At 56.8% G+C, this 12,988-nt stretch carries 11 protein-coding genes; 8 read left to right on the top strand and 3 right to left on the bottom strand.

The window, feature by feature from the left end:
* Positions 1-10: 10 nt before the first annotated feature.
* Positions 11-571, bottom strand: coding sequence for an ADP compounds hydrolase NudE (nudE, locus tag ACZ6J2_RS17330; protein ID WP_008503041.1), 561 nt, complete (start codon positions 569-571; stop codon positions 11-13).
* 324 nt (positions 572-895) lie between these two features.
* Between nudE and ACZ6J2_RS17325 the strand changes: the two genes are divergently transcribed.
* The 5 genes from ACZ6J2_RS17325 to pckA all read left to right on the top strand — a co-directional run bounded on the left by ACZ6J2_RS17325 (position 896) and on the right by pckA (position 7,059).
* Positions 896-3,031 carry an intracellular growth attenuator family protein gene (locus ACZ6J2_RS17325; RefSeq protein WP_471726311.1) on the top strand — a complete coding sequence of 712 codons (2,136 nt, stop codon included), beginning with the start codon at positions 896-898 and terminating at the stop codon, positions 3,029-3,031.
* Between the two features lie 67 nt (positions 3,032-3,098).
* Complete coding sequence (gene yrfG / locus ACZ6J2_RS17320; RefSeq protein ID WP_471726310.1) at positions 3,099-3,782, top strand: GMP/IMP nucleotidase; 684 nt, start codon at positions 3,099-3,101, stop codon at positions 3,780-3,782.
* On the top strand, positions 3,779-4,180 hold the full coding sequence (hslR, locus tag ACZ6J2_RS17315) for a ribosome-associated heat shock protein Hsp15 (RefSeq protein WP_029740483.1): 402 nt from the start codon (positions 3,779-3,781) through the stop codon (positions 4,178-4,180). The genes yrfG and hslR overlap by 4 nt, the downstream gene beginning before the upstream one ends.
* Before the next feature lie 17 nt (positions 4,181-4,197).
* Positions 4,198-5,082, top strand: coding sequence for an Hsp33 family molecular chaperone HslO (gene hslO, locus ACZ6J2_RS17310; RefSeq protein ID WP_471726309.1), 885 nt, complete (start codon positions 4,198-4,200; stop codon positions 5,080-5,082).
* 357 nt (positions 5,083-5,439) lie between these two features.
* On the top strand, positions 5,440-7,059 hold the full coding sequence (gene pckA, locus ACZ6J2_RS17305) for a phosphoenolpyruvate carboxykinase (ATP) (protein WP_023309493.1): 1,620 nt from the start codon (positions 5,440-5,442) through the stop codon (positions 7,057-7,059).
* A 162-nt stretch (positions 7,060-7,221) separates the two neighbouring features.
* Here pckA and envZ read toward each other — a convergent pair whose 3' ends face one another.
* Together envZ and ompR are read right to left on the bottom strand one after the other, a co-directional pair.
* Positions 7,222-8,568, bottom strand: coding sequence for a two-component system sensor histidine kinase EnvZ (gene envZ / locus ACZ6J2_RS17300; protein WP_010436407.1), 1,347 nt, complete (start codon positions 8,566-8,568; stop codon positions 7,222-7,224).
* Positions 8,565-9,284, bottom strand: coding sequence for an osmolarity response regulator transcription factor OmpR (gene ompR / locus ACZ6J2_RS17295; protein WP_001157751.1), 720 nt, complete (start codon positions 9,282-9,284; stop codon positions 8,565-8,567). Before ompR ends, envZ begins: the two co-directional genes overlap by 4 nt.
* Positions 9,285-9,516: 232 nt before the next feature.
* On the opposite strand from ompR, the gene greB reads away from it, so the two are divergent.
* The 3 genes from greB to feoA all read left to right on the top strand — a co-directional run bounded on the left by greB (position 9,517) and on the right by feoA (position 12,973).
* Complete coding sequence (gene greB / locus ACZ6J2_RS17290) at positions 9,517-9,990, top strand: transcription elongation factor GreB (protein WP_014885539.1); 474 nt, start codon at positions 9,517-9,519, stop codon at positions 9,988-9,990.
* Positions 9,991-10,077: 87 nt separating this feature from the next.
* Positions 10,078-12,408, top strand: coding sequence for a Tex family protein (locus ACZ6J2_RS17285; RefSeq protein ID WP_471726308.1), 2,331 nt, complete (start codon positions 10,078-10,080; stop codon positions 12,406-12,408).
* Positions 12,409-12,745: 337 nt separating this feature from the next.
* Positions 12,746-12,973, top strand: a complete 228-nt coding sequence (gene feoA / locus ACZ6J2_RS17280; RefSeq protein WP_471726307.1) for a ferrous iron transporter A — start codon at positions 12,746-12,748, stop codon at positions 12,971-12,973.
* The last annotated feature ends 15 nt before the right edge of the window (positions 12,974-12,988 follow it).

Below are 12,988 nucleotides of genomic sequence, written 5' to 3'. Positions count from 1 at the left end.
CATCAGGCCACTACAGTCGCCCCTGCCCCTTCAACCATTCCCGTACCAGGAACAGCGCGCTCACGTTGCGAGCCTCATTAAAGTCAGGGTCTTCCAGCAGATCCATCAGGTGCGCTAACGGCCAGCGAACCTGCGGCAGCGGCTCCGGCTCATCCCCTTCCAGCGATTCAGGATAGAGGTCTTCAGCCACCACGATATTCATTTTGCTGGAAAAATAGGACGGCGCCATGCTCAGCTTTTTCAGGAATGAAAGCTCATTCGCACCGAAGCCGACCTCTTCTTTTAGCTCGCGGTTTGCCGCTTCAAAGACGGTTTCACCCGGGTCGATAAGCCCTTTCGAGAATCCAAGCTCGTAAGATTCCGTTCCCACAGCGTATTCGCGGATCAAAATCAGATGATCGTCGACGATGGGAACAATCATCACCGCTTCGCGCGAAGAGGGGCGCATACGTTCATAAACGCGACGCACACCGTTGCTGAACTCCAGGTCCACACTTTCGACATTAAACAGGCGCGATTTGGCGACAGTTTCAACATTCAGAATGGTGGGTTTTTGTAATGGTTTGCTCATCTTGATGGGTCTTAGCAGTGAGAACTGGCGTTATTGTGCGATATGCCGCACGGTTTCGGCAATGTCAATCGTTCTTTATTTACATTTATGCAACGTATCAGGGATCAATCCTCAATTCAAAACAAATGTCAAGAGGTTGAAATGTTTCCAGGAATTTGCTGATATCGCGCCATAACAGGCTTTGCTATCATCACCGGTCACTGGGATGCGCTTCAGAATGCTCAAGTTCGACTCCATACTTGCCGATAGCCAGCCACAGACTCTCATTCAATGTAAAGGTGCTACTGACTACACCTGTAAGAAGATAAGTAAGATGGGGAAAGCATGAGCACCATTTTGATTGTTCTCGCTGCTATGCTGGCCGGCGCGTTGGTTGCAGGGTGGTTGTACAGGCGCCGCGTACAGCGCCGTTATCGTCTGCCCTTTTTAAACGCATTTGCGGGTGCGAGCACGCGTAAACTCACGCAGGACGAGCGCGATGCGGTTGAAAACTATCTCGAAATCCTGAACCGTACTCAGTTAACGCCTGGGCCAACGGGAGCCACCGCTGCGCCCGTCGCGCTAAAGCTTAATGCGCAAAGTGATACCGTGCTGTGCGTGACGCGCTCCATCACGCGCTATGGCATTACCACTGATGACCCCAACAAATGGCGCTATTACCTTGATTCCGTCGAAGTGCATCTGCCCCCGTCCTGGGAGCAATACATTAATGACGAAAACAGCGTTGAGCTGATTCACACCGATTCGTTGCCTCTGGTAATCACGCTTAACGGCCATACGCTGAATGAATACCTTCAGGAAGCCCCTCGTTTTGCGCTGGAACGCGCGAGTTCAACGCAGGCGTCCATTCGTGGCGAAGAGACAGAGCAGATCGAACTGCTGAACATTCGCCAGGAAACGCATGAAGAGTACGCCCTGAGCCGCCCGGACGGTATCCGTGAAGCCATTCTGATCGTCGCGGCCTTCCTGCTCTTTTTTATCTGCCTGCTCACGCCGGATGTGTTTGTTCCCTGGCTGGCGGGAGGCGCGGTGCTGCTGCTGGCAGCCGGGCTGTGGGGACTCTTTGCCCCACCGGCCAAAACCTCGTTACGAGAGATCCACTGCCTGCGCGGTACGCCAAAGCGCTGGGGCCTGTTTGGTGAAAACGATCAGGAACATCTCAACAATATTTCACTCGGTATTATCGACCTTATCTACCCGCGCCACTGGCAACCGTGGATTGCGCAGGACTTAGGGCAGAAAACCGATATTGATATCTACCTTGACCGCCACGTTGTGCGTCAGGGGCGCTTCCTTTCTCTGCATGATGAAGTGAAAAATTTCCCGCTTCAGCACTGGCTGCGCAGCGCGGTCATTGCCGGCGGCGCCGCGCTGGTCTTAGTTATGCTGCTGCTCTTCGTGCCGCTGGATATGCCCATTAAATTCACTCTGTCGTGGATCAAAGGCGCGCAAACCATCGAAGCGACCAGCGTCAACAAGCTGGATGAAGCCGGTGTACGCGTGGGGGACACGCTGCGCCTGAAGGGGACCGGGATGTGTAATATTCACACCCCGGGGGCGTGGAACACCCGCCAGAACTCGCCGTTCATGCCGTTCGACTGCTCGCAAATTATCTGGAACGACGCGCCGCCGCTGCCGCTGCCGGAATCCGAAGTAGTGAATAAGGCCACGGCGCTGACCCAGACGGTGAACCGCCAGCTGCACCCGAAACCGGACGATGATTCGCGCGTCAGCCCTGCGCTGCGCTCGGCCATTCAGAAATCAGGCATGGTTCTGCTGGATGATTTTGGTGACATCGTCCTGAAAACGCAGGATTTATGCTCCTCTCAGGATGAGTGCATACGTCTTAAAAACGCCCTGGTAAACCTGGGTAACAGTAAGGACTGGGACTCGCTGGTAAAACGCGCCGAAGCGGGACGACTGGATGGTGTTAACGTGCTGCTGCGGCCGGTGAGCGCTGAATCGCTGGATAACCTGGTCGCCACCTCGACCTCGCCGTTCATGATGCGCGAGACCACCCGTGCGGCTCAGGCGCTGAACAGCCCGGCACCGGGCGGATTTGTGATTGCCAGCGATGAAGGCAGCGACCTGGTCGATCAGCCATATCCTCAGGTTGCGCTTTATGACTACCCGGCGCAGGAGCAGTGGAGCCAATTCCAGCGCCTGGCGCAGATGCTGATGCAAACGCCGTTCAGCGCCGAAGGGATTGTCACAAGCATCTACACCGATGCCAACGGCACTCGCCATATCGGCCTGCACCGGATGCCAGACAGTGCAGGTTTATGGCGCTACATCGGCACCTCTCTGCTGATGACCGCGATGCTTGCCGCCATTTTCTGGAACGGCTTTATGGCCCTGCGCCGCTACCAGCGCTCGCGCACCCGGCTTGCCGACATCCAGCAGTATTATGAAAACTGCCTCAATCCTAAGCTGATCCCCTCGTCTGAGAGCCTGATCTGATAACGTCGTTGCGCGACAAGATGTGCTACCCTGTCGCGCACGTTTCTTCTGGCTGGAGTTCCCCCTAATGCATCTTGATATCGCCTGGCAGGAGGTTGATACCGTTCTGCTGGATATGGACGGCACGCTGCTCGATCTCGCCTTTGATAACTATTTCTGGCAAACGCTGGTTCCTGAAACCTACGGCGAACAGCAGGGGATCTCCCCGGCAGAAGCGCAGGCATTCATTCGTTCGCAATATAGCGCGGTACAACATACGCTAAACTGGTACTGTCTTGACTACTGGAGCGAGCGCCTCGGTTTGGATATTTGTGCCATGACCACCGCCCAGGGCCCGCGCGCCGTTCTGCGCGATGATACCGTGCCCTTTCTGGATGCGCTGAAAGCAAGCGGCAAGCGCCGTATTTTGCTGACCAACGCACATCCACATAATCTGGCGGTGAAGCTGGAGCATACCGGTCTGGCGTCGCACCTTGATTTATTACTTTCCACCCACACATTTGGTTATCCGAAAGAGGATCAGCGGTTGTGGCATGCGGTGAGGGAAGAGACGGGTTTGCAGCCAGAACGTACGCTGTTCATTGATGACAGCGAGCCCATTCTGGATTCCGCGGCAAGGTTTGGCATTCGCTACTGTCTGGGCGTGACCAATCCTGACTCTGGCCTGGCTGAAAAAAGCTATCTGCGCCACCCTGGGCTGAACGACTATCGCCAGATGATCCCCTCACTGACCGTGAAGGAGACGCCATGAAAGAAAAACCCTCTGACGGGGTAAGACTGGATAAATGGCTGTGGGCAGCGCGTTTTTATAAAACACGCGCCCTCGCCCGCGAGATGGTTGACGGCGGAAAAGTGCATTACAACGGCCAGCGCAGCAAACCGAGCAAGCTGGTTGAGCTGAATGCGACCTTAACGCTGCGTCAGGGCAACGATGAACGTACGGTGGTGATTAAAGCCATTACCGAACAGCGTCGACCTGCAGCGGAAGCCGTACTGCTTTATGAAGAGACGGCGGAGAGCATTGAAAAGCGCGAGAAGACCGCGCTGGCGCGCAAAATGAACGCGCTGACGATGCCCCACCCGGACCGGCGACCGGATAAAAAAGAGCGCCGCGATCTGATGAAATTTAAACACGGTGAGACTGATTAACCTCACCCGCACGAGAGATGAAAATGGCCCAACACGACCAATTACACCGCTATCTGTTTGAACAATTCGCCGTGCGCGGCGAGCTGGTCACCGTATCCGAAACCTGGAAACAGATTCTGGAAAACCACAATTACCCGCTGCCGGTGAAGACCCTGTTGGGCGAACTGCTGGTTGCCACCAGCCTGCTGACGGCGACGCTGAAGTTTGCCGGTGATATCACCGTGCAGCTGCAGGGCGACGGCCCGATGACGCTGGCGGTGATCAACGGCAATAACCAGCAGCAGATGCGCGGCGTGGCGCGCGTTCAGGGCGACGTGCCTGAAAATGCAGACCTCAAAACGCTGGTGGGTAATGGCTACCTGGTGATCACCATCTCCCCTGAGGAAGGCGAGCGCTATCAGGGCGTGGTGGGTCTGGAAGGCGATACCCTGGCAACCTGCCTGGAAGATTACTTCATGCGTTCTGAACAGCTGCCGACGCGTCTCTTCATCCGCACCGGTGAAGTGGACGGTCAGCCTGCTGCGGGCGGTATGCTGCTGCAGGTTCTGCCTGCGCAGGACGCACAAACCAATGACTTTGAGCACCTGGCGACGCTGACCGAAACCATCAAAGCGGAAGAGCTGTTCAACCTGTCGGCGACCGACGTGCTGTGGCGTCTGTACCACGAAGAAGAAGTGACGGTTTACGATCCGCAGTCCGTGGAATTTAAGTGCACCTGCTCACGCGAGCGCTGTGCTGGCGCGCTGAAAACCCTGCCGGATGAAGAGATCGACAGCATCATGGCGGAAGACGGCGAAATCGATATGCACTGTGACTACTGCGGTACGCACTACGTGTTCAATTCAATGGATATCGCTGAGATCCGCAATAACGCCTCCCCAGCGGATCCGCAGGTTCACTAAACCTCTTTCACCTCACCCTAACCCTCTCCCCTTTGGGAGAGGCTGGTGTGAGGGGCAAAAACCCCCGCTTAAGCTGAATCGTTTTCCTTATGTAACTCTTACGTAATTTTCTTACGTGTATGCGATTACATTCACATTCTTTCCGATAAAATCACCACTCTTTAACCTTTTCGGAACATTTTCCCCAACCAAAAAGCGATTCCTGCGATAATCCGCCTGCGCTGTGACTGGAGTCGCAGCGTTTTCCGTTAGTAAGGGTTTTGTCCAGATGCGTAAATCTATGAGCCCCGTCGCGGTTAACAACCTCAGAAAAACCCTACAATTTCAGGCAGTACATATTGGCTAAGGAGCAGTGATATGCGTGTTACTGGTTTAACCCCGCAAGATCTCAAGGCTTATGGTATTCACGACGTCCAGGAAATCGTCTACAACCCCGACTACGATACGCTGTATCAGGAAGAGCTCAATCCAGCACTGGAAGGATACGAGCGTGGTGTGTTGACGAATCTTGGTGCTATCGCCGTCGATACCGGTATTTTTACCGGTCGTTCGCCGAAAGATAAGTATATCGTCCGAGACGAAACCACCCGCGATACGCTGTGGTGGGCTGACAAGGGCAAAGGGAAGAACGACAACAAACCGCTCTCCCCGGAAACCTGGCAGCACCTGAAAGGGCTCGTCACCCATCAACTTTCCGGCAAGCGTCTGTTCATTGTCGACGCTTTCTGCGGCGCTAACGCCGATACCCGTCTCTCCGTGCGTTTTATCACTGAAGTGGCCTGGCAGGCGCATTTCGTGAAAAACATGTTTATTCGTCCAACCGACGAAGAGCTGCAGGATTTCACCCCCGATTTCATCGTGATGAACGGCGCGAAATGCACGAACCCACAGTGGAAAGAGCAGGGTCTGAACTCCGAAAACTTTGTGGCCTTCAACCTGACCGAGCGTATCCAGCTGATCGGCGGTACCTGGTACGGCGGCGAAATGAAGAAAGGGATGTTCTCGGTTATGAACTACCTGCTGCCGCTGCGGGGCATCGCCTCCATGCACTGCTCGGCTAACGTCGGTGAGAAAGGCGACGTGGCGGTATTCTTCGGCCTGTCCGGCACCGGGAAAACCACCCTGTCCACCGATCCAAAACGTCGCCTGATTGGCGATGACGAGCACGGCTGGGATGACGACGGCGTGTTCAACTTTGAAGGCGGCTGCTACGCGAAGACCATTCGCCTGTCCGAAGAGGCCGAGCCGGATATCTTCCACGCGATCCGTCGCGATGCGCTGCTGGAAAACGTCACCGTGCGTGCCGACGGCTCCATCGACTTCGACGATGCGTCGAAAACGGAAAACACCCGCGTCTCTTACCCGATCTACCACATCGACAATATCGTGAAGCCGGTGTCAAAAGCGGGTCATGCCACGAAGGTCATTTTCCTGACCGCGGATGCGTTCGGAGTGCTGCCTCCGGTGTCTCGCCTGACGGCCAGCCAGACGCAGTATCACTTCCTCTCCGGTTTTACCGCCAAGCTGGCGGGTACCGAGCGCGGCGTGACGGAGCCAACCCCAACCTTCTCCGCCTGCTTCGGCGCGGCCTTCCTGTCGCTGCACCCGACGCAGTACGCTGAAGTGCTGGTGAAACGCATGCAGGCATCCGGCGCGCAGGCATACCTGGTGAACACCGGCTGGAACGGTACCGGCAAACGTATCTCCATCAAAGATACCCGCGCGATTATCGACGCCATTCTGGATGGTTCTCTGGACGACGCCGAAACCTTTACGCTGCCGATGTTTGACCTGGCGATCCCTACGTCGCTGCCGGGTGTGGATACGCATATCCTCGACCCGCGCAACACGTACGGTTCTCCAGAGCAGTGGCGCGAGAAGGCGGAATCGCTGGCGAAGCTGTTTATCGAGAACTTCGAGAAGTATACCGATACCCCGGCGGGTGCTGCGCTGGTGAGCGCGGGACCGAAGCTGTAGGTAAAAGCAAAAAGGCAACGAAAGTTGCCTTTTTTATTGTTTTCTCCCTCTCCCCGTGGGAGAGGGCCGGGGTGAGGGCATCAGACCGCAGAGACCGGATTTTGTCGGGTGGCGGCTTCACTTTACCCGACCTACAAAAAGGGTGGCTAGTGCCACCCTTTTTTAACCCTCTTTCACCTGCCCCCGCGTCACCGGGACCGGCAGCCAGGCGCGAATGCTCAACCCACCCCGCTCGCTGGTGCCAATCTCCAGCAGTCCGTTGTGGTTATCGATAATACGCTGAACAATCGCCAGGCCTAAGCCCGTGCCGCTGGTGCTGCGAGCGCTGTCGCCGCGCACAAACGGCTGGAACAGATGCTTACGCTGCTCGGGCTTGATGCCCGGACCGTCGTCTTCCACCTGGAACCAGGCGCGGTTGAGTTCAGACCCGCTGCTGACTTTAATCCAGCCATTGCCGTAGCGCGCCGCGTTGACCACCATATTCGCCACTGCACGTTTGATGGAGAGCGGGTGCATGCGTACCTGAATTTCACCCGCCTGCAGGTCGGTATCAATCTCCCGCTCGTAGCCGCTTTCCGCCGCCACCACCTCGCCCAGCACCGCGTTCAGATCCGCCATCTCCATCGGCATTTCCTGCCCGGTGCGCAGGTAGTCGATAAACTGCTCGATGATGGCGTTACACTCTTCGATGTCCTTATTGATGGACTCGGCAAGGTAACCGTCCTCTTCCCCCATCATCTCCGTCGCCAGGCGAATACGCGTTAGCGGCGTGCGCAGGTCATGGCTGACGCCCGCCATCAGCAGCGTACGGTCATCCGCCAGCTGCTTCACGCCTGCCGCCATATGGTTAAACGCGCGCGTCACCGAACGGACTTCCGAGGCACCATACTCGCGCAGCGGAGGAGGAATAATCCCTTTACCGACCTGCAGCGCAGCGTGCTCCAGGTCGACCAGCGGTCGGTTCTGTATACGGATAAATAGCCACGCGCCGCCTATCGCCAGCAGCATAATCGCCAGGGTGTAGCGGAACAGCGGCGAGAAGTCGCCCTGATGGATTTCGGTCAGCGGGACGCGCACCCAGATATTGGGTGACAGCCAGGTTTTCAGCCAGACGACGGGCGAGCTTTTGTTGACCTCAACGCGCACTTCCGTTGGGCCGCCCAGCTGCTGCGCCATCTGCTGGCTGAGGAATTCGTAGTGCTGCGCCCAGCGCAGGCCAGCGTCTTCCGCCGCTTCGTTGGAGTAGAGCGAAATGCCCAGCTCACGGTAGATTTCACGACGAAACGCCGGGGGAACGACGAGCTGCGTGCCGTCCTCCAGCTGCAGTTTGTCGGTCATCAGCATACGGACTTCGTAGGCCAGGACCTTATTAAACTGCTGGAGGCTCGGCAGGATCGCAAAGTTCAGCACCACCAGATAGGTCGTCACCAGGCTGACGAACAGCAGGGTGACGATCAGCAACAGGGTGCGGGCAAACGAGCTACGCGGCGAGAAGCGCATTCGCCTCATGCTTTAGAGCCGTCCGGGACGAACACGTAGCCCAGACCCCATACGGTCTGAATATAACGAGGATGCGCAGGATCTTCTTCCACCATGCGGCGCAGGCGGGAGATCTGCACGTCAATGGAGCGTTCCATTGCGGAGTATTCGCGACCGCGCGCCAGGTTCATCAGCTTGTCGCGGGAAAGCGGTTCACGCGGGTGGCTGACCAGCGCTTTCAGAACCGCAAACTCGCCGCTGGTGAGCGGCATTGGCTCATCTTCACGGAACATCTCGCGCGTGCCGAGGTTCAGCTTGAACTTGCCGAAGGCAATGACGGCTTCTTCCTGAGACGGTGCGCCAGGCAGTTCATTCGCCTGACGGCGCAGCACAGCGCGAATACGCGCCAGCAGTTCACGCGGGTTAAACGGTTTTGGAATGTAGTCATCTGCGCCGATTTCGAGGCCGACGATACGGTCAACTTCCTCACCCTTCGCCGTCACCATGATGATCGGCATCGGGTTGCTCTGGCTGCGCAGACGGCGGCAAATAGAAAGCCCGTCTTCGCCAGGCAGCATCAGGTCGAGAACCATCAGGTGGAAAGATTCACGGGTCAGCAGACGGTCCATCTGCTCAGCGTTCGCGACGCTACGAACCTGGAAGCCCTGCTCGGTCAGATAACGCTCCAGCAGCGCGCGCAGGCGCATGTCGTCATCCACGACCAGAATTTTGTAGTTCTCTTGCATTGTGTGTACTCCCAAAGGTTCGGATAGTCTTTGTAACAGCGTATTCTAAAAAAGTGCACGTATTCGACCAGTTAATTCTGGTATAAATTCTAGTCGAAATTGTTACAAAGCATATTTAACAGCAGCTTATCTGCTCATTTCATCACATAAATCATTATTAATCCTGTCTGTTACACTGTGCGGTACGTATTGTGCGCAAGACAGTTAACCGGCAGGCAGCAAAGGCTTTACCATGAAAACGCCCCTGATCACCCGCGAAGGGTACGAAAAGCTCAAAAAAGAGATGGATTACCTCTGGCGCGAAGAGCGTCCTGAAGTAACCAAAAAGGTGACCTGGGCAGCAAGCCTGGGCGATCGCAGCGAAAACGCTGACTACCAGTACAACAAAAAGCGGCTGCGCGAAATTGACCGCCGGGTGCGCTATCTGACGAAGTGTCTCGAGAATCTCAAAATTGTCGATTACTCCCCGCAGCAGGAGGGCAAAGTGTTCTTCGGCGCGTGGGTGGAGATTGAAAACGACGATGGCGACACTCTACGTTTTCGCATTGTCGGCTACGATGAAATTTTTGGTCGTAAGGACTACATCTCCATCGACTCCCCGATGGCTCGCGCGCTGCTGAAAAAGGAAGTGGGCGATCTGGCCGTCGTTCAGACCCCTGCCGGTGAAGCCAGCTGGTACGTCAATGAGATCGTCTACGTAAAATAGTCCGAGAGCGCCCTCCCCGGCTGGCATTTTGCCGTGTCAGCCCGTATAACTATCCCCTGATTTTTCGACTCAACAGATGATAAAGCCATGATGAATGATTCGCTCTGCCGCATTATTGCGGGTGATATTCAGGCCAGAGCCGAACAGGTAGAAGCTGCCGTTCGCCTGCTTGATGAAGGGAACACCGTGCCGTTTATTGCACGCTATCGTAAGGAAGTCACCGGCGGTCTGGATGACACGCAGCTGCGTAACCTGGAGACCCGTCTGGGCTATCTGCGCGAGCTGGAAGAACGTCGTCAGGCGATCCTCAAATCCATCGGCGAACAGGGCAAGCTGACCAGCGAGCTTGAAAGCGCCATTAACGGCACCCTGAGCAAAACCGAACTCGAAGATCTCTATCTGCCGTACAAACCGAAGCGCCGCACGCGCGGGCAGATTGCGATTGAAGCGGGCCTTGAGCCGCTGGCCGACCTGCTGTGGAACGAACCGTCCCACGACCCGGAAACCGAAGCGGCGAAATTTATCGACGCTGACAAAGGCGTAGCAGACACCAAGGCCGCCCTCGACGGCGCACGCTACATTCTGATGGAGCGCTTCGCCGAAGACGCCGCCCTGCTCGCTAAAGTGCGTGATTACCTGTGGAAGAATGCCCACATCGTCTCTACCGTCGTCGCGGGCAAAGAGGAAGAAGGCGCGAAGTTCCGCGACTACTTCGATCACCACGAACCGATTTCAACCACCCCTTCTCACCGCGCGCTGGCGATGTTCCGCGGCCGCAACGAAGGCGTGCTCCAGCTCTCCCTGAACGCCGACCCGCAGTTTGACGAGCCGCCGAAAGAGAGCCACTGCGAGCAGATCATTATCGACCATCTCGGCCTGCGCCTGAACAACGCCCCGGCGGACAGCTGGCGCAAAGGCGTAGTGAGCTGGACCTGGCGCATCAAGGTGCTGATACACCTCGAAACCGAGCTGATGGGCACCGTGCGCGAGCGCGCCGAAGACGAAGCGATTAACGTCTTCGCCCGTAACCTGCACGACCTGCTGATGGCCGCTCCTGCCGGCCTGCGTGCGACTATGGGGCTCGATCCGGGTCTGCGTACCGGCGTGAAGGTCGCTGTAGTTGACGGCACCGGCAAGCTGGTGGCGACCGACACTATTTATCCGCACACCGGCCAGGCAGCGAAAGCGGCCGTCGTGGTAGCGGCGCTGTGCGAAAAATACAACGTGGAGCTGGTTGCCATCGGCAACGGTACGGCCTCACGTGAAACCGAGCGTTTCTACCTCGACGTGCAGAAGCAGTTCCCGAAAGTGACGGCACAGAAAGTGATCGTCAGCGAGGCCGGGGCATCCGTCTATTCCGCGTCCGAGCTGGCGGCCCAGGAGTTCCCGGACCTGGACGTGTCCCTGCGCGGTGCGGTCTCTATCGCACGCCGCCTGCAGGATCCGCTGGCGGAGCTGGTGAAAATCGACCCGAAATCCATCGGCGTGGGCCAGTATCAGCACGACGTGAGCCAGACTCAGCTGGCGCGTAAGCTGGATGCGGTGGTGGAAGACTGCGTAAACGCCGTCGGCGTTGACCTGAACTCCGCCTCCGTTCCCCTGCTGACCCGCGTGGCGGGCTTAACCCGCATGATGGCGCAGAACATCGTCGCCTGGCGTGATGAGAACGGCCAGTTCCAGAACCGTCAGCAGCTGCTGAAGGTGAGCCGTCTGGGGCCAAAAGCCTTTGAGCAGTGTGCGGGCTTCCTGCGCATCAACCACGGCGATAACCCGCTGGATGCCTCTACCGTTCACCCGGAAGCGTACCCTGTGGTGGAACGCATTCTGGCCGCCACCCAGCAGGCACTGAAAGATCTTATGGGTGACAGCAGCGCCCTGCGCAACCTGAAAGCCGTTGATTTCACCGATGACAAATTTGGTGTCCCCACCGTCACCGACATCATCAAAGAGCTGGAAAAGCCGGGCCGCGATCCGCGTCCTGAGTTCAAAACGGCGACCTTTGCTGACGGCGTGGAAACCATGAACGACCTGCTGCCCGGCATGGTGCTGGAAGGCGCGGTGACAAACGTCACCAACTTTGGCGCGTTTGTGGATATCGGCGTGCATCAGGACGGTCTGGTGCATATCTCATCCCTCGCCGACAAGTTCGTTGAAGACCCGCACACCGTGGTTAAAGCGGGTGACATCGTGAAGGTCAAAGTGCTGGAAGTGGATCTGCAGCGCAAGCGTATCGCGCTGACCATGCGTCTGGACGAGCAGCCGGGCGACACCAACGCGCGCCGCGGCGGCAATGGCGGTGGCCGCGAGCAGCAGCGCCCGGCCGCGAAAGCGGCAAAACCGCGCGGACGCGATGCTCAGCCTGCTGGCAACAGCGCGATGATGGATGCGCTGGCGGCAGCGATGGGTAAGAAACGCTAAGGCTGTCAATGCCCCTCACCCTAACCCTCTCCCCAAAGGGGAGAGGGGATCGCACGGTGCGGTCTTTCCCCCTCGTCCTCATGGGTGGGGGGAATAAAATCATATCGAAATATATGAAACCGATTGCATAGCCATATTTAAACCACGAATTATCACCCCGTTAACAAATACTCCCCTTTTCGTTTTCCTGGCAATTCAGCAAATATTGAGCCAGGTCAAACAGGCCGTAAATTAATACCGTAAACAACATTCCGTCACAGTTTTAATATTGCTGATAAAAACTATTCTCATTATCATCCCATAGTAGATTATTTAACCTTTCGTGGAATCAGGCGTTATGCAATTCACTCCAGACAGTGCATGGAAGATTACCGGTTTTACCCGCGAAATTAGCCCGGCCTATCGGCAAAAGCTGCTGTCGCTGGGCATGCTGCCCGGCTCGTCATTCCAGGTCGTGCGCGTGGCGCCGCTGGGCGATCCGGTTCATATCGAAACCCGCCGCGTGAATCTGGTGCTGCGTAAGAAAGACCTCGCGTTAATAGAAGTCGAAGCCTTAACCCGATAACAAGCCAGCGGTTTC

It is taken from the genome of Enterobacter sp. E14S (genome assembly GCF_055666685.1).
The sequence above is the reverse complement of the archived record's forward strand: the minus strand, read 5'-3'. Positions and strand labels throughout refer to the sequence as shown.

What these genes read in the sequence shown, in the direction of transcription:
- nudE (WP_008503041.1), bottom strand. Translation starts at nt 571, where the DNA reads ATGAGCAAACCATTACAAAAACCCACCATTCTGAATGTTGAAACTGTC.
- ACZ6J2_RS17325 (WP_471726311.1), top strand. Translation starts at nt 896, where the DNA reads ATGAGCACCATTTTGATTGTTCTCGCTGCTATGCTGGCCGGCGCGTTG.
- yrfG (WP_471726310.1), top strand. Translation starts at nt 3,099, where the DNA reads ATGCATCTTGATATCGCCTGGCAGGAGGTTGATACCGTTCTGCTGGAT.
- hslR (WP_029740483.1), top strand. Translation starts at nt 3,779, where the DNA reads ATGAAAGAAAAACCCTCTGACGGGGTAAGACTGGATAAATGGCTGTGG.
- hslO (WP_471726309.1), top strand. Translation starts at nt 4,198, where the DNA reads ATGAAAATGGCCCAACACGACCAATTACACCGCTATCTGTTTGAACAA.
- pckA (WP_023309493.1), top strand. Translation starts at nt 5,440, where the DNA reads ATGCGTGTTACTGGTTTAACCCCGCAAGATCTCAAGGCTTATGGTATT.
- envZ (WP_010436407.1), bottom strand. Translation starts at nt 8,568, where the DNA reads ATGAGGCGAATGCGCTTCTCGCCGCGTAGCTCGTTTGCCCGCACCCTG.
- ompR (WP_001157751.1), bottom strand. Translation starts at nt 9,284, where the DNA reads ATGCAAGAGAACTACAAAATTCTGGTCGTGGATGACGACATGCGCCTG.
- greB (WP_014885539.1), top strand. Translation starts at nt 9,517, where the DNA reads ATGAAAACGCCCCTGATCACCCGCGAAGGGTACGAAAAGCTCAAAAAA.
- ACZ6J2_RS17285 (WP_471726308.1), top strand. Translation starts at nt 10,078, where the DNA reads ATGATGAATGATTCGCTCTGCCGCATTATTGCGGGTGATATTCAGGCC.
- feoA (WP_471726307.1), top strand. Translation starts at nt 12,746, where the DNA reads ATGCAATTCACTCCAGACAGTGCATGGAAGATTACCGGTTTTACCCGC.